Annotated in this window: 16 protein-coding genes and 1 pseudogene; 11 read left to right on the top strand and 6 right to left on the bottom strand. The window is 69.3% G+C overall.

Going from position 1 to position 21,660, the window contains the following annotated elements; all coding sequences use genetic code 11:
- Nucleotides 1-422 precede the first annotated feature (422 nt).
- Nucleotides 423-4,373 carry a LamG-like jellyroll fold domain-containing protein gene (locus tag KV557_RS37705; protein ID WP_218206129.1) on the top strand — a complete coding sequence of 1,317 codons (3,951 nt, stop codon included), beginning with the start codon at nt 423-425 and terminating at the stop codon, nt 4,371-4,373.
- A 184-nt stretch (nt 4,374-4,557) separates the two neighbouring features.
- Here the strand turns inward: KV557_RS37705 and KV557_RS37700 are convergent, their stop codons facing one another.
- From KV557_RS37700 to KV557_RS37690, 3 genes are all read right to left on the bottom strand, one after another.
- On the bottom strand, nt 4,558-5,454 hold the full coding sequence (locus KV557_RS37700) for an IS982 family transposase (protein WP_218206128.1): 897 nt from the start codon (nt 5,452-5,454) through the stop codon (nt 4,558-4,560).
- Between the two features lie 1,265 nt (nt 5,455-6,719).
- Nucleotides 6,720-7,322: an HD domain-containing protein gene (locus KV557_RS37695; RefSeq protein WP_218206127.1), complete on the bottom strand. Its 603-nt coding sequence runs from the start codon at nt 7,320-7,322 to the stop codon at nt 6,720-6,722.
- Between the two features lie 21 nt (nt 7,323-7,343).
- Nucleotides 7,344-8,441 carry a helix-turn-helix domain-containing protein gene (locus KV557_RS37690; protein WP_218206126.1) on the bottom strand — a complete coding sequence of 366 codons (1,098 nt, stop codon included), beginning with the start codon at nt 8,439-8,441 and terminating at the stop codon, nt 7,344-7,346.
- 281 nt (nt 8,442-8,722) lie between these two features.
- Between KV557_RS37690 and KV557_RS37685 the strand changes: the two genes are divergently transcribed.
- The 9 genes from KV557_RS37685 to KV557_RS37645 all read left to right on the top strand — a co-directional run bounded on the left by KV557_RS37685 (nt 8,723) and on the right by KV557_RS37645 (nt 16,396).
- Complete coding sequence (locus KV557_RS37685) at nt 8,723-9,916, top strand: metallophosphoesterase (RefSeq protein WP_218206125.1); 1,194 nt, start codon at nt 8,723-8,725, stop codon at nt 9,914-9,916.
- Nucleotides 9,913-10,725 (top strand): TauD/TfdA family dioxygenase, encoded by an 813-nt coding sequence (locus tag KV557_RS37680; protein WP_218206124.1) that lies wholly within the window; start codon nt 9,913-9,915, stop codon nt 10,723-10,725. Before KV557_RS37685 ends, KV557_RS37680 begins: the two co-directional genes overlap by 4 nt.
- Nucleotides 10,722-11,264 carry a dCTP deaminase gene (locus KV557_RS37675; protein ID WP_218206123.1) on the top strand — a complete coding sequence of 181 codons (543 nt, stop codon included), beginning with the start codon at nt 10,722-10,724 and terminating at the stop codon, nt 11,262-11,264. The genes KV557_RS37680 and KV557_RS37675 overlap by 4 nt, the downstream gene beginning before the upstream one ends.
- On the top strand, nt 11,261-11,788 hold the full coding sequence (locus KV557_RS37670) for a dCTP deaminase (RefSeq protein WP_218206122.1): 528 nt from the start codon (nt 11,261-11,263) through the stop codon (nt 11,786-11,788). Before KV557_RS37675 ends, KV557_RS37670 begins: the two co-directional genes overlap by 4 nt.
- A gap of 11 nt (nt 11,789-11,799) precedes the next feature.
- Nucleotides 11,800-12,492, top strand: a complete 693-nt coding sequence (locus tag KV557_RS37665) for a PIG-L deacetylase family protein (protein ID WP_256178541.1) — start codon at nt 11,800-11,802, stop codon at nt 12,490-12,492.
- Nucleotides 12,489-13,217, top strand: coding sequence for a WbqC family protein (locus tag KV557_RS37660; RefSeq protein WP_218206120.1), 729 nt, complete (start codon nt 12,489-12,491; stop codon nt 13,215-13,217). The genes KV557_RS37665 and KV557_RS37660 overlap by 4 nt, the downstream gene beginning before the upstream one ends.
- Nucleotides 13,214-14,332, top strand: a complete 1,119-nt coding sequence (locus KV557_RS37655) for a glycosyltransferase family 4 protein (protein WP_218206119.1) — start codon at nt 13,214-13,216, stop codon at nt 14,330-14,332. The genes KV557_RS37660 and KV557_RS37655 overlap by 4 nt, the downstream gene beginning before the upstream one ends.
- A 67-nt stretch (nt 14,333-14,399) precedes the next feature.
- Nucleotides 14,400-15,152 carry a formylglycine-generating enzyme family protein gene (locus KV557_RS37650; protein WP_218206118.1) on the top strand — a complete coding sequence of 251 codons (753 nt, stop codon included), beginning with the start codon at nt 14,400-14,402 and terminating at the stop codon, nt 15,150-15,152.
- A 140-nt stretch (nt 15,153-15,292) separates the two neighbouring features.
- The gene (locus KV557_RS37645; protein ID WP_218206117.1) at nt 15,293-16,396 is read left to right on the top strand and encodes a UDP-N-acetylglucosamine--N-acetylmuramyl-(pentapeptide) pyrophosphoryl-undecaprenol N-acetylglucosamine transferase; all 1,104 of its coding nucleotides are present in this window, start codon (nt 15,293-15,295) and stop codon (nt 16,394-16,396) included.
- A gap of 20 nt (nt 16,397-16,416) precedes the next feature.
- On the opposite strand, the gene KV557_RS37640 is transcribed toward KV557_RS37645, so the two are convergent.
- Nucleotides 16,417-16,776: an HIT domain-containing protein gene (locus KV557_RS37640; RefSeq protein ID WP_218206116.1), complete on the bottom strand. Its 360-nt coding sequence runs from the start codon at nt 16,774-16,776 to the stop codon at nt 16,417-16,419.
- A gap of 193 nt (nt 16,777-16,969) precedes the next feature.
- On the opposite strand from KV557_RS37640, the gene KV557_RS37635 reads away from it, so the two are divergent.
- Nucleotides 16,970-17,830, top strand: coding sequence for a sugar phosphate nucleotidyltransferase (locus tag KV557_RS37635; protein WP_218206115.1), 861 nt, complete (start codon nt 16,970-16,972; stop codon nt 17,828-17,830).
- A 1,654-nt stretch (nt 17,831-19,484) separates the two neighbouring features.
- On the opposite strand, the gene KV557_RS37630 is transcribed toward KV557_RS37635, so the two are convergent.
- Together KV557_RS37630 and KV557_RS37625 are read right to left on the bottom strand one after the other, a co-directional pair.
- A complete protein-coding gene (locus KV557_RS37630; protein ID WP_218206114.1) occupies nt 19,485-20,756 on the bottom strand; it encodes a hypothetical protein in 1,272 nt (423 codons plus the stop codon).
- Between the two features lie 71 nt (nt 20,757-20,827).
- A pseudogene (locus KV557_RS37625) lies at nt 20,828-21,660 on the bottom strand (hypothetical protein); the annotation flags it as partial.

Genomic DNA, 21,660 nt, shown 5'->3' with positions numbered 1-21,660 from the left:
GGCGCATAACACGCGGATCCTATCGACTACTTGGCCTGGCAGGTCACATGCGCATACGACCGTTTATCAAGTGATTTATCTCACGCCTCACGCATGGCTCTATATCAGGCGCAAACAGGACAAAAGATCGTCAAAATCGATTGCGCACAGACTTCGTGACCCAGGAGGGTGCTGGCCGCCGACCCCATGCCGCATCCGATGCATCTCCGCACCTCATAGCCCTTGTGTGATCAGCCTGGCCGGCACTCCCCGCCGTCGAGTGAGGCCTTGTCATTCTCACTTGACATTTGGTCAGTTAGTCCCACGAAACGGACCTCAGAGCACCGGTCGGTTTGCCAGAAAACCTTCGGTCCCGCCACCGTGGTGTTGTTTGCCACCACCTGGCGGACCCCATCCGCCGCCTCATTACGGGGATCTCACATATGCACAGAAAACGCTGCCACCGTGGCGCGCCTTTCCGTACCCTGACGCCTGTCGCGGTCATCGCGGTCACCGCCGCGCTCACCGGCCCGATCGCGCACGCCGACACCACGGCGAACTCGGCCGCGACGTCTCGGCTCGACCGCGCGGCGGTCGCCGCCGACGACGCCCGGCACGCCCACGACCACGCGCCGAATACGACCGAGGAGGCGATCGCCAAGGCCCGGGCGACCCACAAGAACATGCCGATCGACTCGCTGACCACCGAGTACAGCGAGACCGCCGCCACCCCGGACGGCCACTTGCAGCTGACCCAGCACCCGGACCAGCAGCGTATGAAGCGCGGCGGTGGCTGGGTCTCGCTGGACGCCACCCTGGCCGCCAACCCCGACAGCACCTTCTCACCGAAGGCCGCCCCCGCCGGGCTGGTGCTCTCCAAGGGCGGCGACGGGCCGCTGGCGACCATGACCAGCAGCGACGGCAAGAAACTCGCGATCACCGCGTCCTTTACGCTGCCCGCTCCCATCGCCAGCGGCGACAGCCTGCTCTACCCGTCGGTCGCCCCCGACACCGACCTGAGGGTAACGGCGACCAAGTCCGGCGGCGTGAAGACCGTACTGATCGTCAAGACACAGGCTGCCGCGAACAGTCCGGCACTGAGCAACCTGCACTTCACCACTACCGCGGACGGCGTGATCGTCGCTGCCGACAAGGGCGGTAACCTGACCGCGAAGGCTGCCGATGGCAAACCGCGCTGGACCGCGAGCACCCCGACGATGTGGGACAGCTCCGAGACCGCGCTGGCGGCGCCACGCGCGGCCGCCCTGAGCGCCGAGACCGCCCTCCCAGCTGCATCGGCTGCAGACACCCGTCTGCACAGCGACGCCAGCGGCCCGGGCAGCACCGCCAAGGTCTCCCGGATGCCGGTGACCGCAAACGACACGAGCATCGACCTGGCGCCAGATCAGGACCTGCTCAAGCACGGCAAGGCGCCCTACTACATCGACCCGAGCTGGCTGCCGTGGAGCAACTCCGCCAGCGGCTGGACCTGGGTGCAGTCCGCCACCCCGGACACCTCCAACTGGCAGCGCAGCGGAAGCAACGACACCGACTACCCCGCGGTGGGCCTGTGCGGCTACTACGCGGCCGGCGGCAGCTGCTCGCCCACCTCGAAGAACCGCGCCTTCTTCCAGATCGACACCAGCGCCCTGAGCGGCGCGTCCTTGTCCTCGGCCACACTGACCTTCGAGGAATACGTCACCGCGAACTGGGACTGCACCACCACCTATCCGGTGGACCTGTACCTCACCAGCGGCATCGACAACTCGACGACCTGGAACAACCAGCCGGCCCAGAACGGCGGCTCACTCGGCACCAAGCAGGTCGGCGGGTCGGGTCACGGCAGCTGCTACGGCAACGTGCCGTTCGACTACGACATCACCTCCACCATGCAGCAGTACGGCACCAGCAGCAGCTCGCTGACCTTCGGCCTCTACGGCGACGAGAGCAACCAGAACGCCTTCAAGCGCGTCAAGCCGCAGCCGACGCTGACGGTCCAGTACGACCGCGCACCCAGCACGCCGACCAACCCGGGCGCCAACCCCGCGCCGCGCACGGTCAGCCCGTCGGGGACCGACCAGGTCTGCTACGACGCCCCCACCAGCAAATGGAACTGGCTCGGCGCCGGCAGCAACCAGGCAGGCGCGGTCAGCCTCAACGCCACGCTCTCCAGCCCCACCCAGTCCCAGCTCTACACCTGGACCAACATCTGGGACGACTCGGTCGCCAACGCCCCGTCCGTCGCCTCCGGCCTCTCGGCGCTGACCGGCAACGGCAACACGGCCAGCTTCCCACTGCCGGCAAACGCACTGACGGACGGTCACGCCTACGGCTTCCACATGATGGCCACCGACCAGCTCGCGGGTGTGCCGAACTCGGCCATGACCCCGGTCTGCCACTTCCGGGTCGACCTCACCCCGCCCACGGTCTCCTTCCCGACCACCGTCAGCGACCCGACCACGCAGTTCCCGCCGGCCGGCAACGGCCAGGTCACCAAGCTCTATGTCGGCCAGCAGGGCTACGTGCCCTACACCCCGACCGACCCCTCCCCCGGTGCCGGCCTGGACGCCTCCGGCGTGGCCTGCACCCGCTGGGGCTGGGACCCGCAGCTCGCCGACGGCAACTGGCAGTGCGGCAGCAGCATGCCGGTCTCGCAGATCCCTGTGACCCCCGCCCACTGGGGCACCAACATCCTCTACATCCAGGCCGAGGACAACGCCGGCAACACCTCGCCCATAGCCCCGTACGCGTTCTACGTCCCGTGGAACGCCAACGGCCCGGCGCCCGTCTTCGGCGACGTCACCGGCGACGGCGTGCCCGACATCCTGGCGCCGGACACCGCAGGCAACCTGCGCGCCTTCAGCGTCCCCGGCAACACCACCACCACGCCCGCCGGCGCGCCTGCCGAGACGGCGCCCACCACGCCACTGGCCGCCGCTCGGGCGAACTCGCCCGCCGGCGACTCCTGGGCCAACTACCGCATCACACACCGCGGCAGCCTGCGCGGCGGAATGAACGCCGACGACCTTATCGTCCACAAGGACAGCGATCCGAACCTCTACGCCTACTACAACCCAGGCAACTCCGGCATCCCCGGCTTGTTCGACGCGCACAGCGTGCTCGCCAAGCCCGCCTGCGTGGTCAACAGCCTCAACAAGACCTGCACCGGCTACGCCGCGGACTGGTCGGGCACCCTGCAGATCGCCGCCGCCGGCGACCCAACCACCAGCAACCTCAACCCGAACCGCAAATTCCTCAACCGCACCGGCCTGTTCACCATCGAGACCAACAGCACCGGTGACGGCGCCCTCTGGTACTACCCGGTGATCGGCGACTCTACCCTCGGCGCCCCGGTCAACCTGATCACGACCGGCTGGAAGAAGTGGGAACTACTCTCGCCCGGCGACTGGTTCGGCCAGGGCCACCCTGGCCTGATGGCGCGCAACCTCGGCAACGGTGACCTGCGCGGCTACACCTTCACCGTCGGAACCGGCAGCTATGACGACGGCTTCGGCGGCAAGATCAACTACCCGGTGATCACCGACATGGTCACCAACACCAAAATCGGCAGCGGGATCACCGCCGCCTCCTGGCCACGGATCGGCTCCGACGGCGACCTCACCGGCAGCGGGCACTCCACCCTGTGGGGTATCACCCCGAGCGGCGGTATCCAGATCTGGACCGGCAGCCCGACGGGCACCAGCACCTCGCCGGGCTACAACTGGGTCGGCCCCAGCACCGTCGGCACCACGAACAGCAGCCCCCTCAGCTGGCGCCTCAACGGCGCGAGCAGCAACAACGGCAAGGCCAACGACGCCAGCGGCAGCTACCCCGCCACCATCTACGGCACCCCCGGCTGGACCACCGACCGCAAGGGCACAGCCAACGGCGCAGTGAGCTTCAACAGCAGCAGCCTGCTGCGCACGACCGGCCCAGCCGTGGACACCTCGCAGAGCTATACCGTCTCCGCCTGGGTGAACGTCACCTCGCCCGATGCCGACCAGGTCTTCCTCGCCGAGGGCGGCAACCAGCACCAGGCGTTCTACCTGAGCTACACGGCCAACCCGAAGTCCTGGCACTTTCTGCAGACCGCCAGTGACGCCCCCAGCACCAACTGGATCGATGCCACCGTCCCGACAACCACGACCGGTTGGACCCACCTGGTCGGCACCTACGACGTCAGCAGCCATGTCCTGACGCTCTACGTCAACGGCAAGTACGCCGCCTCGGCTAACAACCTCAGCCCCTGGCAGGCGCCGTACGGCCTCTCCATCGGCGCCTGCGCCAACCCCGACAACACTCCGTACAGCGGTGGCACCGGCTCCGTCAGCGAGGTGCACACCTATCCGTACCCGCTCACCGCAGCGCAGGTGAACGCCCTGTACACCAGCTGAGCGAAAGCCCTTGCACCATCGGGGCCCGCCGAACCGAGTTCGATAGGGCCCCGATGGGTTGTACATCGCTGCAGGTCGCCGTGCGCACCTGGCCCTGGTACTAGCCGCTCAAGGCATAGCAGCGATCGCCGTCCTGTTCGAGATGGAGCAGGACGAGACCCTAGACGAGTCTTTCCGAACACGGTCAGTGGTCAAAGGCGGTCAGTGAACGGCTGACCGCTTGACCGGTCTGGAAGTTGTGCCAGATTGCGGTAGCCAACGCGAGCATGCGCTGGGCCACGCGCACAGCGACGCCCTCGACGGTGCGTCCGCCGTGTTGTTCCAGGTCGAGCTGGCCTTTGAGGGTGTCGTTCACCGACTCGATGAGCTGGCGGACCTTCTTGAGCATCGGCTCGCCGGCCCACATGACCTCACGCTTGCGGGACGGACGGAGCAAGGTGATGCCCTGTTCGGACAGTGACCGTTCGAAGGGCTTGGACGCGAAGCCCTTGTCGCTGATCAGCAGCAGGCCCGGCCTGGCGGAGACGAGGGCGGCGTCGACCTCCAGCATCGCGGCCAGCACCTCGCGCTCGCCGAGCTTCGGGTCGGCCAGTGCCCACAGCATCGGCATCCCCGCCGGAGTGCACACCAGGTACAACCGCAGGCCCCAGAAGAACCGTGAGTGCGACGCGCAGTAGCCGTAGTTGGCCCAGCCCGCCAGCTCGGATCGCTTCACCGTGGGTCGGGACATGCCGCACGGCACCGGGGTGGAGTCCGTGATCCACACCCTGTCGTGCCAGAAGTCGGTGTCCTTGGCCAGCACTCGTATCAGGCGCTTGATCTGCGGCAGAGCGGCCCGCAGCCGCTTGTTGTATCCGGAGTCTTGCGGGATGAAGGGGAACAGGTGGCGGTAGTGCACGCGGGCGTGCCGCAGCAAGCGGGCCTCGCAGTGGAAGCCGAGCATCGCCTGCATCACCGCCAGGCACAACAACTCGGAGTGGCTCAGCCTCGGTGGGCGGCCGGGCAACCTGGCGAGATCCGCCCAGTCGTCGTCGATCTTCACGTACCGTGCGGTCACGAGGGTGTCCAGGTTCGTCGTCACAAGCGATCATGGACACCCTCTCTTCGTGCCCGCAGGCATTCGGAAAGACTCGTCTAGGACCTGATGGCGTCGAGCCGGCTCGCCGTGCATGCCGCAGGTGCCGACCCGGACGTGCCTGAGGACCTGCTCCGGAGCACGCTCTGCCGTCCACAGGGCCACGAGCCGGTACCGAGCGGAGGTGCTGTTCGAAGGCGGAAACGGCGCGGTTGACCGCCCACACCGTCAGCTCTGTGGCGCAAGCGTCAAGGTGGCCGGTACAGGCGAACTGTTCCCGCTGGACTCGCGCCACTTGTGCATCACCTCTGCCGAAGCCGACGAAAGTGCGAGCGGCGGGGGCCCACTGGGCGGAAAAGCGGTCCACGAGGGGCGGGCGTCGGCCTTGTCGTTTACGGCAGCGTCCCGTGGCTCTCGCCTCCACCCTGGCGCCCGGCCGAGTCGTGTCCTGAGCTGATCAGCCCCTCATGTTGAGCGGGCGGTCCTTGGGCCGTTGACGGCCGGGTTCGCGCGGTTGGTGTTCCAGCTGGCCGAGCACCCGTGTGCGGGAGTGGGCAGCGCCGCGGGACCGGGTCTGCCGAGGACTCCCCTGCGGCGTAGCCGTGGGGGTAGGGGGGTTAAGGAAAGACGTAGGAAGAAGGAGGGAAGGACAGGGTTCCAGCCCTCGGTTGCGGCACCAGAGCGCGCGCCGCCAACGGCGTTGACTATGTATCAGCTAACGGAGCGGCGCGGTAGGGCTCGTTCGTCGGCGCGGATTCAAGTTGCCGCAGTCTCCCCTTCACCGGCCGTGCCGAGCGGCGGTGCCCCGGTACGCCCCGCCCGTGCGGTGCCCGGAGGCCCTTGCCGACCGGCGGTCCTGATCTTCACCTTGAGCTGAGGACGATATGATGCTTCTGGTGCGATTCACCCGAATTGACCCACCCGAGAGGACCGCGCTGGCCACGGCGACGGTGAGCGAACTCCAGCAGTGTGGTGTCACGGCACGGCGGCGCCGCGGCCCGCTTGGCCGGCGACACCCCCGCGACCGCGCACTGTGGGTCCTGTCCTCGGCACGGCAGGACGACGGCGTGTTCATGACCACCGCGCACTTCGTTGGCGGGTCTGCCCTGGATGGCCTGCTCGTACGACGGCCCGGGTGGTCGCGCATGACTGGCTGCGGTGTCCTCCCCCAGGACGGCTCCGTCACCCGTACCGCGGCGTTCGCGATGGCCGGCCCCCATCGCGGTGCGACGCGCGCTGCTCTTCCCTACCGAGCACGCTCGTCCACTTGTTCACCGCAGCGCGGCCGCCGCCCTGCGAAGGCTGCTCTGCCACTGGGCCGGGTCCATCGTCACCGCGGCGTTCGCCAGGCGCTCGGCGGAGTCGGTTGTCAGGGCAGCCCGGCACCGGTCGATCTTGCCCTGCGTGGGGAACCCGACGGCCTGGTACTCCCGGGCCCGGATCAGGCAGTCCAGCTTGTCCGCGTCGTGGGCGCAGCGGGCCTCCAGGGTCTGGTCGGCCTCGAACTCGGTGACGGCGCCGATGACGGCGTCCTGGACGGCGGGGTGGGCGGCGGCCACTTGGTCGGCCGTCACCTCGCCCGGGTCGGCGGCGGTGACGTAGCGGCGGCTGATCGGGGTGAGGTCCCCGGTGCGCGCTTCGTGGAAGTCGTGGAGAACGCAGAGCATGGCGGTGCGGGCGGGGTCGGCGCCTTCCATCGCGGCGAGCAGGATGCCGATGAAGGCGGTGCGGTGGCTGTGCTCGGCGACGGTCTCAGCGTGGCTGATGCCGTCGTAGCGCCAGCCGGTACGCGGCAGGTCGCGCAGGGTGCCGTCTTCGAAGATCAGGGCTGCGGTGCCGGCCGCTTCGTCGTCGACACGGGGGTGCTCGCTCACCGTTGGCCTCCTGGTGCCTCGTCAGTTCGTCTTCTGGAGACGGTAGTGGACCGACTCCAGATCGTGGCGGGATGCCGCGGAGACGAGCCGCCCGTCGAGCAGTTGGGTGGCGCGGAGGTCGAAGGCGCGCGCGCTCTCGGGGTCGGCCAGCGGCAGCCAGGGGTGCAGGTCGATCAGGGTCGTGACGGAGTGGACGTACAGGTCCACGGTGCCGGGCGCGTCGTGGAGCGAGCCGACCAGGCCGCGGAAGAGGGCGAGCGGATTCCACTGGGCCGGCGTGGGGGCGTGCATGAAGCCGTCGTCGGGCTGGTCGGTCGGCATGGCTCCCAGCCAGTACGCCCAGTACGCCAAATTGGCGAGTTCACCGTGCTGGTCGTCGGCCAGGGCGGTGGCGACGAAGTCCCTCAGCGGCTCGGGGTCACCCTGACGGGCGGCGACGGTGGCGGCGGTGCGCGCCTCGATCCACCGGGGCGTGTAGCCGCGCAGGGCCAGGGCCGGGCGCATGGTGCGCAGCGCCTGCTCGGCCCAGTCGCCGGCGTCGGGGGCGGGGTCGTAGCTAGCCAGGTAGAGAGCTTGGCGGCGCAGCAGCAGCGCGCGCTCGCCCGCGGTCTCGGCGCTCTCGGCGACCTGGCGCAGGTGCGCGAAGAAGGCGGCCCGGTCGGCTGCCCCGAGCTGCGGGCCGGTAGGAGTGGGGCCGCGCCGCGGGCCGGCCGCCCGGCCGCTCACGGCGGGCGGAGTGATACCGCGCACAGCCCAGGCGATCAGGTGGGCGGTCTCGCGGGACTGCACCCAGCCCGCCAGCGGGTGGTCGCTCGGGTCGGAAGGCGGGCGCAGGACCGCAGTGAGGATGCGGTCCGCGTCCATCGCACAGTCCAGAAGCGAGAGCAGCTCGGTATCGGCACCGAGAAGGACTACGCGTCGGCGCAGCTGCAGGAGGTCCGCGGCGCGGGTGTTGGCCAGCGGACGGCGCCCGGACTCCCAGCCCTGGACGGTGCCGAGGTCGACGCCGACGTCCTCAGCCAGGCGGACCTGGGTGCGCGGGATGCTCTCGCGGACCAGCCGCAGCAGGTACCCGGACACCACGCCGACCTCTGCCCGGCTTCGGTCACGGACCGCCATTTCGACTCCTCCTCGATCACGGCCAAGGTGAACGGGCGCACCCCGAGCGCGGGTGCCCGACGGCCTGGTGTGCCACCGGTCGGTCTGGCTGCGGAGTCCACCCGGTGGAGGCTGGCCAGAAACCCGTACTGCGGGTGAGTCCTCATCAAATTCCTTGGCTCGTAGCGTAGTTCTACGACGAGGGCCACCGGGCCGGATCGGGAGACAGCCACCCCGACCGGCCGCCGCGTCGGCCCCTCACCCACCACAGGCGTCCCACACATTCAGACAAAGGCGGACGTATGCTCACGGAAACCCCGGATGTGGCCACCACGCTGGTCGCGACGACCGACTTCCACTCCTCCGTCCCCGACGGCCTGGCCACCCTCGAAGCGCTCGCCCGGCTGCGGGACACGGGCTCCCTCCTGGTCGACGCCGGCGACTTCTACGGCGGCAACGCCTTCCACGAGTTCTCCCAGGGACGCTACGAGGAGGAGATCGCCGCCGGGCTCTTCCACGCGATGGTTCCCGGCAACCACGACTTCGCCGACCTGCAGCGCCTGCGCGAGCCCAAGCGCTACCCGCCCGTCGTGTGCGCCAACGTCATCCCGCCCGACAGCTTCCCGGGCCGCTGGGAGCCGGGGCTGCTGCTGCCCGAGCGCGGCCCGCGGGTCGGCGTCGTCGGGTTCATCGGCGCCCAGGCCTTCACCGCGGTCCCCGCCGAGGAACGGGCCGGCTTCACCTTCAAGGAGCCCACCCCCGCGCTGCTGGCCGCCGAGCACACCCGGCTGCGCGTGGCCGGAGCCGACGTGGTGATCGGCGTCAGCCACACCGGCCTGGAGCGCGACATCGCCTTCCAGACCAGCGGCGAGAGCCCGTTCGACACCATCGTGGCCGGCCACTGCCACTGCTCCTACTACCAGTGGTCCGACGGCGGCCGCCACGTCGTCAAGGCCCCCGAGCTGGGCGCGGGCCTGCTGCGGATCGGCCTGCGCGGCGACGGCACCACCTCGTTCACCGTCGAACACCACCGCGGCCCGGCCAGCGCCGCCGGCCCCGGCAGCCACGCGCTCACACCGTTCCGGGCCTGGGGCGACACCGTGCTCGGCACCCTGCCCGAGCCGATCGGCGACCGCACCGAGCTGGCCCACCGCCTCTGCGAGCGCGCCCGCACCGCCACCCGTGCGGACGCCTTCCTCCTCAACCTGGCCCACCCTGCGCACCGGCCTGCCCGCCGCAGTGACCCGGCGCGCGCTGGCCGACGCCGCCCCCTTCGACGGACCGCTCGTGCGCCTGGAAGGCCGGCACCTGTTCACAGACCTGGAGCGCCGCGCCCTGCAGTACGGGGAGGAGCCGGTGCTCGCCACCGGCGGCCTCGACCGGGGCAGCGTCGTCACCACCACCTATCTGGCAGGCCGACTGGGCATTCCCGCCGCGCCGGTCCACCCGCACACCATCCGCTCCACCATCACCGATCTGTTCGGAGGCACCCATGAGTGACCTGCTGGAACTGCCCGCCGGCGACCTGCTCGCCGGCCCCACGGCGCACCGCACCTTCGCCGAGGCGTTCGCCACCCGGGGCCACGGTAGGGCGCTGGTCACCTTCGACGACCCGACTGCGCACCGCCGCAACCAGGACCGCGCCCTCGCGCTCCTCTCCTCGCTGGGCACCGTGCTCGCGGTCTACCCGCACCTGGGCCCCTGGAGCGACCTGTCGGTGCGCACCGACGCCGACCCGGGCCGCACCCACGGCATCGGGGAGAACAAGCTCCACATCGACATGGTCGAGCGCGACCTGACGCCCCGGATCATCGCCCTGTACTGCGTGCGCGACGACCCGGCCGGGGGCGGCGCCTCCGCGCTGGCGGACATGTGGGCCGCCGTCGACTCCCTCGCCAGCGCCGATCGCGAGATCCTCAAGTGCCGGGCCTACTCGTACTGGGCCGACGAGGGCGTGCACGGCGTCGGCGAGAGCCTGGAGCGCTTCCCCATCGTCCCGGAGCATCTGGAGTGGGGCTTCCCCGTCCGCTTCACCAGCAAGATGGGCCCCCACCTGGACAAGGCCGAGCTGATCGACACCACGCTGCTGTCGGCCGACCAGGCCGCTGGGGCGTTCGGCCGCCTGGTGGCCGCCGTCTACGCCCAGCGCACCACCGTGCGGCTGCGCCCCGGGCAGCTGCTGATCTGGGACCAGCAGCGCTACGCCCATGGCCGGATGCCGCTCGGCGACGGGCAGGGCGACATCGCCGACGGCGAGCGCCGGCTGCTGCAGCAGGCCTACGTCGGAGAGGCGGGCACCCGATGATCCTCACCGGCGCCGCCATCTCCGCCGCCGTCGCCCGGGGCGAGATCACCATCGACCCGTTCGACCCGGAGATGCTCAACCCTAACTCCTACAACTACCGACTCGGCCCGACGCTCAAGTTCAGCTCCGCCGCCGTGATCGACGCCCGGGTGGACACCCCAGTCGCCGAGGTCACCATCCCCGAGGACGGGTACGTGCTCCAGCCCGGCACGCTCTACCTCGGCGCCACCGTCGAGACCGTGGGCTCGCGCCAGTACGTGCCCAGCCTCATCGGGCGCAGCTCCCTCGGAAGGCTCGGCCTGTTCCTCCAGGTGACCGCCGACCTCGGTCAGCTCGGCGCCTGCCACCGCTGGACGCTGGAGATGGTCGCCGTTCAGCCGCTGCGCGTCTACGCCGGGATGAAGATCGGCCAGTTCTCGTTCTGGGCGCCCGAGGGCCAACGCCTGCCCTACCAGGGCTTCTACGGCCGCGTCAGCGAGCCGGTCCCCTGCAACCCGGCGGCCGCCGCCGGACACCGCACCCTGGAGGTCGCCGCATGATCCTCACCGGCCGCGAGATCGAGCACCGCGTCAAGGCGGAGGAGATCACCATCTCCCCGTTCGACCCCGACTGCGTCAGCCCCAACAGCTACGACTTCCACCTCTCGGCGGACATCGCCTGGTACACCGGCGACGTCCTCGACTGCAAGATCGACAACCCGTACGAGCGGGCCGTGATCCCCGACGAGGGTATGGTCCTGGAGCCGGACCGGATCTACCTGGTCTCCACCGCCGAGACCATGGGCAGCCACCTGTTCGTGCCGATCATCCGTGCCCGCAGCAGCGTCGCCCGCCTCGGCCTGTTCATCAACTGCACGGCCGACCTGATCGACATCGGCTCGATCAACCGCTGGACGCTCCAGCTGCACGCCGTTCAGCCCGTGAAGATCTACCCGGGCATGCGGATCGGCCAGGTCACGTGGTGGCGCCCGCTCGGCGTGATCGAGCCGTACACCGGCAAGTACCAGGGCTCTACCCTGCCGATGCCCTCCAAGGTGTGGCGCGATTTCGAGCAGGCCTCCTGATGCCCGCCCTCATGTCCGCCCAGGACAGGGTCGTCGCGGTGGTCGCCCACCCGGACGACGCAGAGCTGATGTTCTACGGCACCCTGCGGGCCTGGCACGATGCCGGGGCCGAGGTGAGCGTGGTGGTCGCCACCCACGGCGCCGGCGGCGTCTCCCTCGCGGACCAGGCCGTAGGCGCGCGGCTGGAGCGCGGCGATCGGCCGGCTGAGTCCGCGGCCTCCTATGAGGGCACCGGTATTGGCTTCGAGTGTCTGGAGCTGGAGGACGGCGCGCTGCGCGCCGACCGGCAGCTGGTCTCCGCCGTCGAGACCGCGCTCGTCCGCCTGGGGTGCACGGTGCTGCTCACCCACGCCGTGCACGAGGGCAACGACCACCAGGACCACCACGCCGTGGCGCGGGCCGCGGTGAACGCCGCCGTGCGCGTGCCCGGCTGCACCACCGTGCTGCACGGCCAGCCGCACAACGCGCACAGCCACGTGGCGCCGACTGTGCTGGTGGACATCACCGCCTACGTGGACGACAAGGTCAAGGCGCTGGCCCGGCACCAGTCCCAGGCCGGCCGGTACTACCTGGGCGAGGAGTTCACCCGGCACCGCGCGGCCGAGGCCGGCTACCGGCTGCTCCCCGAGCCGGCCGCCGACGGCCGCTGCTTCGAAGGCCTGGTCCCCGCCCTCCTGCTGCTCGGCCAACCGGAGCGACCGTGATCTACATCGAGCAGCCCGCCTTCCTGCCCTGGCTCGCCTTCTGCGAGGCCCTGCTGGCGTGCGACACCGTCGTGCTCTACGACGACGTCCAGTTCGAGGACGGCGGCTGGCAGAACCGCAACAAGATCCGCACCAAGTCCGGCATCCAGTGGCTCACCGTGCCGGTCGTCAAGCAGCACGGCCAGCGAATCGAGCAGGCGCGGATCGCCGCGAACTTCGACGCCGACACGCTGCTGCGCACCCTGGCCATGGCCTACAGCCGCACCCCCTTCTACGCCGAGACCATGGCGACCATCACCCCGGCGCTGGAGGCCGGCCACCAGCTGCTCGCCGACCTCAACGCCGACCTGCTCACCCGCATCCACGACGCGCTGGGCGCGACCGGCCGCCTGCTGCGCAGCTCCACCATGCCGCTGCCGGCCAGCGGCCGGATCGAGCGGATCGTCGCGGTCTGCGAGCACACCGGCGAGCAGACGCTGTGGGCCGGCTCCGGCACCCGCGGCTACCTGGACACCGCCGCGGTGGGCGCCGCGGGGATCCGGGTCCTGTGGAACGAGTACTACCCGCGCCACCCCATCTACCCGCAGACCTGGCCCCGCCGGCCCTTCACTCCGGCGCTGTCCGTCGCCGACGCCGCCTGCAACCTCGGCTGGGCCGGCCTGCGGACCCTGCTCACCGACGGATTCACCACCTACCAGAACGAGTTGGACGGAGTGCCAGCATGACCCGAACCCGGGTGCTCACCGGCATCGACCTGCCGGTCGCCCCCTCCTGCGGCAGCATGATCCTCGTGGACGACACCTACGCCGCGATGGCGGACCGCGTTCACAGCACCTTCCTCGGCATGCGGCCGATCGAAAACGGTTGGCACTCCTTCGACCGCCTGATCGCGCTGGACACGGCGAAGCGGTCCTACGGCCCGGACTACGGCCGCTACGTCGACGAGCTGACCGCTGAGGTCCGCGAGCTGGTCCGGCAGCACGAGCCGCACGTGATCCACGCCCAGCACCTCGGATTCGGCCTCGCCCCGGCGCTGGTGCGCGCGGCCGACCGGGTGCCGGTGATCTCCATCGCGCACGGCACCGACGTGATCGCCGCCGACGAGTCCGAGCAGGCCCGCCAGGCGCTGACCGAGGTCATCGCGGGCAGCGCCGCCGTGGTCGCGCCGAACGCGACCCTTGCCGACCACATCGACAAGCTCACCGACCACCGGTACAGCGATCGGCTGACGATCATCCCGTGGGGCATCCCGCTCGGCCAGGCGCTGGTGCGCCACCGCCCGCAGGAGACCGTGGCCGGCCCACTGAACCTGCTGCACGCCGGTCGGCTCGACACCAACAAGAACACCGTCACCGCCATCGAGGCCCTCGCGGTGGCCGGCCAGCGGCACCGGCTGACCATCATCGGCAGCGGCCCGGAGGAGGAGGCGCTGCGCGAGCGGGCCCAGCACCTCGGCGTCCAAGACCGGGTCAGGTTCGTGCCGTTCATGCCCCGCCAGGAGCTGTGGCGCCGGTTCGACGAGTTCGACGCCTTCGTGTTCACCACCTCCGGCCTGGAGGCCTTCGGCCTGGTGGCGATCGAGGCGCAGGCCCACGGCCTGCCGGTCGCCTACTCCAACGTGGCCGGCTTGGCCGAGACCCTGGGCCAGGCCGGCACCACCTACACGGCGGGTGACCCGGTCAGCCTGGCCGCCGCGCTGGACGAGTTGGCCCGCGACGCGCACTGGCGAGGCGCCCTGGTCCGCGCCGGGCTGGACAACGCGCGCCGGTACGACATCGCTTACACCGCCGGGCAGCTGGCCGACCTGACCGACAAGGTCGCCTCCGCCGCCCTGGCCTGACCCCCGCCGCGCTGCCGGCCCGCGGCTCGTCGCGGGCCGGCCACCGCCCGACCCCGAAGGAGTCCCGGTGCTCACCCTCGTGACCGTGCCGCCCGGCAGCTTCCACCGCCGCCTAGAGGACGACCGGTTCCAGACCGTCCACATCACCAAGACCGTCGCCTGGCAGGAGCGCCCGGTCACCTACGGGCAGTACCGCACCTACCTGGAGGCAATCGGCTCTGGCTTCGACCCGGTCCTGGAGATCTGGGACGGCGACTGGCGGCCCGGCCCGCTCTTCTCCCAGGCCAACATCCACGGCGATGACCACCCGGTGGTCGGCGTCTCCTTCAACGACGCGCTCGGCTTCATCGCCTGGCTGTCCGAGCGCGACGGGCGCCGGTACCGGCTGCCGACCGAGGCGGAGTACGAGTACGCCACCCGCGCCGCCTGCTCCTGCAAGCTGGAGTGCGCCCAGTCGCGCGTGCCCCGGCGCACCCATGAAGGACGTCAGTGGCCGGGGGCGTTCCTGGCCAGCTGGCAGGCGAGCGACGCCAAACCGAACCCGCTTGGACTGCACGCGCTGAACGGCGTGCTGTGGCAATGGTGCTCGGACTGGTACGCCCCGTACCCGCAGGCGAACGTCGAGCACGACCCGCAGGGCCCGGCGGCCAGGCCGGAATCCTCGCACTGGAAGGGCCGGGTCCTCCCGGCCGGGCGGGTGATCCATGGCGGGTCTTTCTCCTACCCGGAATGGTACGGGCGCTGCGACAACCGGCATTTCTCCTTCGCCACGGACCGAAATGTAAATGTCGGATTCCGCGTCGTGCACGACATCGACTGACGGACCAGCGAAGGTCCTAGAAGACTTGTACAGCAAGAGAGTTCGCCGGGCGAACGTCTCCACACAGCAGGAGCACAGAAATGCCAAGATCACACCCCGGCTCGTCCGGAAAGCCGAATAGCCTCTGCTATTCTGTGCCGATGACCGAAGCCTTAAAAGTCGGAATTACCGGCGGCGGCAGCGCGGGCCACGTCGTCCCGGCCGTGGCGGTCGCGGCCGAGCTGCGCCGGGCCAGGGTCGGCGAGCTGGTGTTCTTCGGCCGGGCCGGCAGCATCGAAGCGGACCTCGCCGCGCAGGCCGGCATCCCGCTCGCCGCGGTGCCCTCGGCCGGGATGCAGCGCTACCGCTCCTGGAAGAACGCCGTCATGCCGTTCACCGTGCTGCGCGGGATCGGCGCCGCCTACCTGGCGATGCGCCGCGAGCGTCCCGACGCGCTCTTCTCCAAGGGCTCCTACGTCTCGGTGCCGGTCGGCATCGCGGCCTGGCTCAACCGGGTGCCGCTGCTGATCCACGAGTCCGACCACTCCCTTGGCCTGGCCAACCGGATCCTGGCCCGCCTCGCCCGCACGGTGTGCCTGTCCGAGCCCGGCCAGAACCTCCCGGCCTGGTTGGACAGCAAGGCCGTGGTCACCGGCCTGCCGCTGCGCGACGACCTCGCCGACGGTCGGCCCGAGCGGCTGCGCACCCGCCTCGGCATCCCGCCTGGCCTGCCGGTGCTGCTCATCTTCTGCGGCTCCAGCGGCAGCACCCGCATCAACGAGGCGATCCGCCGCCAGCTGGCGGCGTTGACCGCCCGCTTCGCCGTCGTGCACATCACCGGGCGCGGCAACCTCGACCCCTCGCTCACCGCCGTGCCCGGGTACTGGCAGCTGGAGTACCTGCACGACGAGATGGTGGACGCCCTGTGGCTGGCCGACCTGGTGATCGGCCGGGCCGGGGCGACCACCCTCGCCGAGCTGGAGGCCCTGGCCAAACCCGCCGTACTGGTGCCGCTGCCCGCCTCCGTCAGCCGGGGCGACCAGCTCGACAACGCCCGGGACTACGCCCGGCGCGCGGTGTGCCAGGTCGTTGCCGACGAGGAGCTGGCCGACGGCGTGCCGCTGCTGGTCGCCTGCGAGAAGCTGCTGCCCGAGCTGTCCGGGCGCCGCCCGCAGCCCGACCCGGAACAGATCCACCGGGTCGCCCGCGACCTCGCCGAGCGCACCCTGGGCCTGGCCCGGCCGCGCCGGCGCCGACGGCGCTGAACTCTCCCAGGGCGGGCTGCTCAGACGTGGCCTTCGGGCAGCTCGCCCCGGAACAGCACGTGCCAGTGCTGGTGCTTGCTCTCCTGGTACTCGCCCAGGTTGGTGACGATGCAGCACGCGCCGTACTCCTCGCGCACCTTCGCGGCCACCGACCGCACGACCCGCAGCACCTTCATCAGCAGTTCCTCGCCGCCCTCACCGAGGTCTTCCAGCGACGGCGTGTGCAGCTTCGGCACCACCACGATGTGCACCGGGTACGACGGCCGGGTGTGCTCGAAGGCGAGCACGTCATCCGTCTCCTCGATCACCTTGACCGGGGTGTTCCCGGTCAAGGCCTCCTGGCAGTAGAAGTCCGACACCTGCTCCACGGCAGTGGTCATGCTGGTCACCGATCCCTAGTGCTGGGCCCGGCGCCGGTGATCGGCCGCGCCGCCCGGCGGCCAGCGGACAGCGCTGCGCCGTGCCCGGGGTGCGCGGTGGTGCCAGGCAGCAGCCAGCCTACCTGTGTGATCTGAGTGACCATCAATTTGCTTCTGCTGCACGATCATCCGATCAAATGCGAGGTGAATCGCCATGTCCCTGTCCGCCGTCATCGCCGCTGCCGGCGTCGGCAGCCGCCTCTTCCCCGTCTCCAGGACGATCACCAAGTGCATGCTCCCGGTGCTCAACCGGCCCGTCCTTGACTACGCCCTGGCCGACTGCATCGCGGCCGGCGCCCAGCGGATCGCCATCGTCGCCCCGCCCGGCGAGGGCGCCCGCCAGATCCGCCACTACGTGGCCGACGACCCCGAGCTGCGCGCGTACTTCGACGCCCGCGGGTGGCAGAACAAGTACAAGCCCGCCGCTACCTTCCCGGGCGACATCACCGTCATCGAGCAGCCCCGCACCAGCGGCAGCTACGGCACGGCCCTGCCGCTGATCTACGCCGCCGACTGGGTCGGCCAGGAGGACGATGTCCTGCTGGTCTCCGGCGACGACCTGCTGCTGCGTGACGACGGCGGCTCCGACCTCGCCGACCTGGTCGCCGCCCGCACTACCGCCGGAACCGCCGGCGCGGTGGCCGCCGCCACCGTGCCCGGCACCGACGCCCACCAGTACGGCCTGCTCCAGCCCCGCACCGCGCCCGGCGGGCACCTGCTGCTGGCCGGCCTCCTCGAGCGCCCCGCCGACTACCGGGAGCCGACCGCCTACATCAACGTCTCCCGCACCCTGCTCCCGGTCGCCGCGATCGGCTACTTCCTGGCCGTACGCCCGGCCGCCAACGGCGAGCTCCAGGCCACCGACGCCGTCGCCGCGCTCGCCGCCGACCACGACATCCTGATCCACTCGCTCACCGGCCGGTACCTCGACTGCGGCAACCCGGCCGGGCTGCTCACCGCTTCCCTCGCCGTCGCACGACTCCAGGGCCTCACCGGCGACGGCTGGCCCGCATGAGCCAGTCACCGGGTCCGCATCGCATGGCCGCCCAGTGGGGCACCCACGGGGTCGACGTCCTGAACGACCGCGTGATCAAGCGCTTCCGCCCGACGGTCGACGGCGAGCACGAACGGGAGTGGCGGGCCCTCACCCTGCTGGAGGAGTGGGCACCAGGCCTGGCTCCCGACGCCGCTGGAGGCAGACCTGTCCGCCACCGCTGCGGTGGTGAGCATGTCGCGTCTACCGGGCACCCCCCTGCGTGGCCAATCGGTGACAACCGCACAGGTGGAGGCCCTGGCCGCCGCGCTGACGCGCATGCATGAAGCCATCCCCCGCTCAGTGGCAGCACAACTTCCGCCACGCCTGTGGAACGAGCACCAGGCCACCCTCGGCATCCGCACACGGTGCGAGCAGGTACAACGAGCCAAGTTGCCACCGGCGATCCGGCGGGCAGCCGCCGAAGGGATCCGCTGGCTCGACCGGGCGGGACTCGCCTCGGTCCGGGCATCCCTTGACGCGTCCGTCTTCGGACAAGCCGACGGCAACCTCGCGTCCTCTGGGACGGGGCGCAGATCCGGATCGTCGACTTCGAAGACTCCGGCCGCAGCGACCGCGCGTACGAACTCGCCAAAGTCGCCGAGCACGTCTCCACCTGGGTCGACAGCGACTTCGCCGTCCCGCTCTTCCTGGACTTCTTCGACCTGAGCAGAACGGAACAGCGACGACTTCTCGCGTGCCGGCGCCTCCTGGCACTCATGTGGCTCCACCTTCTCACCCTTCAAGACCCCGAGAAGGCGCGCAATCCCGTAGGGACAGCTGAGCGTCAGGCGGAACGGCTGCTCTCGCTCCTGGGCGGCTGAGCCCTTCCACCCAGGAGTGCGCTTCATGGCAGCCGGTGCGGACCGTGGAGTCAGTGAAGGTGCCGTTGCGCGACGCCCACCGGCCGCGGAAGTTGTCCCGAGGCAGGCCCTCTCGGTCATAGCCGAGGACTCCCACGTCCCGCCATCGTCGGTAAGACCGTGCGGGAAGCCACTCGATCACCTCGCCACCTGTGTCGTGAGCGTAAGTCGCTGGCACCGTCTCCCCGGTGTCCACCGGCCTCGAGCGGTGCCTGTTTCCCTTCTGCTCGGCCTTCCCGTCGCGTCGTGGCCGCTGCGGGACCGGCACTTCCGACACCCACTGCTTGCGCTTCGCGTAGACGTAGAACTGCTGCAGATGGGAGACCTCTTGGCTCCATGTGTCCCCGTCGACCCGAGGCCCGCGGGGATCAAGGCGTCGCCAGTAGTGGTAGGCCGTGTGATCGGCCTCGGTCGCGTCCCGCCAGTTCTTCCCGCCCCGGCTCTGATGCAGGAAGTTCAGCTTCCTGCAGAGGGCCGACGCCCGGTTGATCTGACTGTTCAGCGGGCCCTCCAAGAGGTTCACCCGATGGAAGTAAGAGTTCAGGTCCGTGTCGTAGACGAAGCGGGGCGACAACAGGTACGGCGTGCCATCAGGAATGCCCAGGTCATCGAGCCACATCTCCCACTCGTCCGGGGAAAACTGCAGGTGCCAGGGCTGCGGCTCAGGCTGCGGTAGATCCCGCGAGCTGTAGTGGACTGACCAGGCTCCTCGTCTCAGCATCCGCGGACCATATAGGTCTTGGTCAAATCAGGCGGCCAGGCTAAAAGTCTGATCATGTTCCGGGTTGGTCAAAGTTGCGGTGTCGCCCTGTTCGGCGGCCCGCCTTTGTCAGTAGATCGACCTGTCGGTTGATTTCATCAGTTTGATGCTTGAGGTCAGCCGACAGAGCAATGGTACGTGCTCTAGAGAGAGCATCTACTGCTGCCTGCGGTTCAGATCTTGAACTGTAATAACGAGCCAACGCCCGAGAGAGCCTAACGCCATAGAGGGGACTCAAGCCATGTTCGTCCTCACCGGCCAGGCGCTCAGCAAGTCTTCGGGCATTTCCCTTACTGCCGCGGGATACGTAAAGATCCAACAATCTGGACTCTGTTCCGATCCGCTGCTGAGTCCTCTCACCCGCGAGGCAACACGCCTCGTCCGCCTTCCTCTCCGCTTCAGAAATTGCGGATCTCGGCATTGCCGCCATCGATTTCAACTGCTCTTCAAGGAAAGATCTCCGCCAGTGTTCTGGCTCCATGGAAGCGCACCCGGGAACGTTTTGAGCCCGCTCCGCTACTGCCATGGCGGCATCTCGCAGTCCAAAATTATTAAGAGTAACGGTTTCCGCCAGTAGCGCATTCAGACGGAACCGTATCGCGTAGTCTCTCGAACCTCCTGTCAGCGTGCGGCTGCCGCCCAGGGCGACGAGTGCACGTCTGGCGGACTGCAGGGCCAGGTCATGGCGGCCCAGCACCGACGCCGCATCGTGCAAGAACATGAGGACTTGAGCGAATTCAATAGGGAAAACTGTAGCATCGATACGTTCCACGACTTGTCGCGCGTATGCCCACACTTGAGAATAGGCCCTCTTGGTGTCGCCCGGGTCTAGGCTCGACAGCGCAACGGAATGAAGTTGACCGATTGCCTTAATGGTCGCTTCGAGTTCCTCGCGACCAAGCGGGTTGACCGCGACACCCCCCGGAGGGTGTCGCGCAGCGGCGAGCCTCATATGCTCAAGCAGAACCTCGCGCCTTTCGCTATCCGAGCAGAGGCTATCGGCTATCTGTTCCGCCCTGACCTTAGCAGGCGTCTTCAAGTATTTCAGAGCTTCGTTAATGTCTAGCAGAGTCGCATCGTCGACATCTTCCCAATAAGCAAATGCGCGACCACCCTCCAGGTCCCCCTCAAGAGGCTTCAAGATATAGGAAACATAGGGCGCCGAGAGGTTGAGCGCCCGAGCAAGATCTTCTTGCGTTCCGTAGTCGACTAGATACGCACGGACAAGATCGACATACATTTGCCGGTGAAATATCCGAAGCTGAGGCCAGTTCGAGGCATGCACGGCAAACCTCCTTCTGACGCTGCAGCAGATTAACTATTTTCCCCTGCATGCCGTTGAGACGCTACTGATCACTAGGCCGACAAGACCAGGAGGGGTCTGATGAACAGCAGCATCGAGATGGCGGTGGCGTTGGTATGCATCGCGCTTTTGATCGGCGTCATCGCGGCCCTCCTGGGCGGATGGCTCGCACGTAAGGCGGGCAAGAACATCGCCGGCTGCATCGTCCAAGCAGCAAGCGCGTTCGCCATAGCCACCAGCGTGGTCCTCGGAATCTTCACTTTCCTCGGGCTGAGCCTCTGATGTTCACCCAACCGCCCATGATGGTCAGTGACCAGGCGTGCACAAGCCAGGGTGCGGCGGAAGCGGGCGCTGGCAACCCTGCCGTGGGGGTCGGGCGGGATGGCCTCACGGGCGAGGCCGTGGCGGGCGGCTTCGGTGTTGGCCCAGGTGATGAAGTCCTCGATCCGCCGGACCATGGCTCCTGCGACGAGGGAGCCGGTTGCGGGCCGGACGGTGGCGAAGTGGTGGGTGCGGCTGTCGAAGAGCAGGTGGCCCTCGGGGACCATGCGTTCCAGGACCCGGATGGCGTTGACGACGGGGGCGATGGCGACCCAGGGCAGGGCACGCTCGGTGCCGCGCGAGAGGTGGTTGCCGTCCTCGTCACGGGCGGTCTTGAACTCGCGGCCACGGATGAGGTGGCGGCCCGGATTGCCGTCGGGTTCCGGCGGCGGGTCGGGGCAGCAACCGGTGTGCAGGCCCAGCACTACTGGCAGGAGGCCCTCTCTGTCAGCCTTGGGTGAGACATCCCGCTTTGTCGGGTTAGCCTGAGAGGGCCCGAGTAGGAGTTCCCCCCTGATGACCAGCACCAATCCGTCCGCTGCCGACCCGGCTCCCCGGCCGAAGC

Source organism: Kitasatospora aureofaciens (assembly GCF_019192735.1).
GTDB classification, from domain to species: Bacteria; Actinomycetota; Actinomycetes; order Streptomycetales; family Streptomycetaceae; genus Kitasatospora; species Kitasatospora aureofaciens_A.
This window is presented reverse-complemented; position numbering and strand designations above follow the sequence as displayed.

Bases quoted from the DNA above. Each gene is read 5' to 3' on its own strand.
- KV557_RS37705 (WP_218206129.1), top strand. From the start codon at position 423: ATGCACAGAAAACGCTGCCACCGTGGCGCGCCTTTCCGTACCCTGACG.
- KV557_RS37690 (WP_218206126.1), bottom strand. From the start codon at position 8,441: ATGGCGGTCCGTGACCGAAGCCGGGCAGAGGTCGGCGTGGTGTCCGGG.
- KV557_RS37685 (WP_218206125.1), top strand. From the start codon at position 8,723: ATGCTCACGGAAACCCCGGATGTGGCCACCACGCTGGTCGCGACGACC.
- KV557_RS37680 (WP_218206124.1), top strand. From the start codon at position 9,913: ATGAGTGACCTGCTGGAACTGCCCGCCGGCGACCTGCTCGCCGGCCCC.
- KV557_RS37675 (WP_218206123.1), top strand. From the start codon at position 10,722: ATGATCCTCACCGGCGCCGCCATCTCCGCCGCCGTCGCCCGGGGCGAG.
- KV557_RS37670 (WP_218206122.1), top strand. From the start codon at position 11,261: ATGATCCTCACCGGCCGCGAGATCGAGCACCGCGTCAAGGCGGAGGAG.
- KV557_RS37665 (WP_256178541.1), top strand. From the start codon at position 11,800: ATGTCCGCCCAGGACAGGGTCGTCGCGGTGGTCGCCCACCCGGACGAC.
- KV557_RS37655 (WP_218206119.1), top strand. From the start codon at position 13,214: ATGACCCGAACCCGGGTGCTCACCGGCATCGACCTGCCGGTCGCCCCC.
- KV557_RS37645 (WP_218206117.1), top strand. From the start codon at position 15,293: ATGACCGAAGCCTTAAAAGTCGGAATTACCGGCGGCGGCAGCGCGGGC.
- KV557_RS37640 (WP_218206116.1), bottom strand. From the start codon at position 16,776: ATGACCACTGCCGTGGAGCAGGTGTCGGACTTCTACTGCCAGGAGGCC.
- KV557_RS37635 (WP_218206115.1), top strand. From the start codon at position 16,970: ATGTCCCTGTCCGCCGTCATCGCCGCTGCCGGCGTCGGCAGCCGCCTC.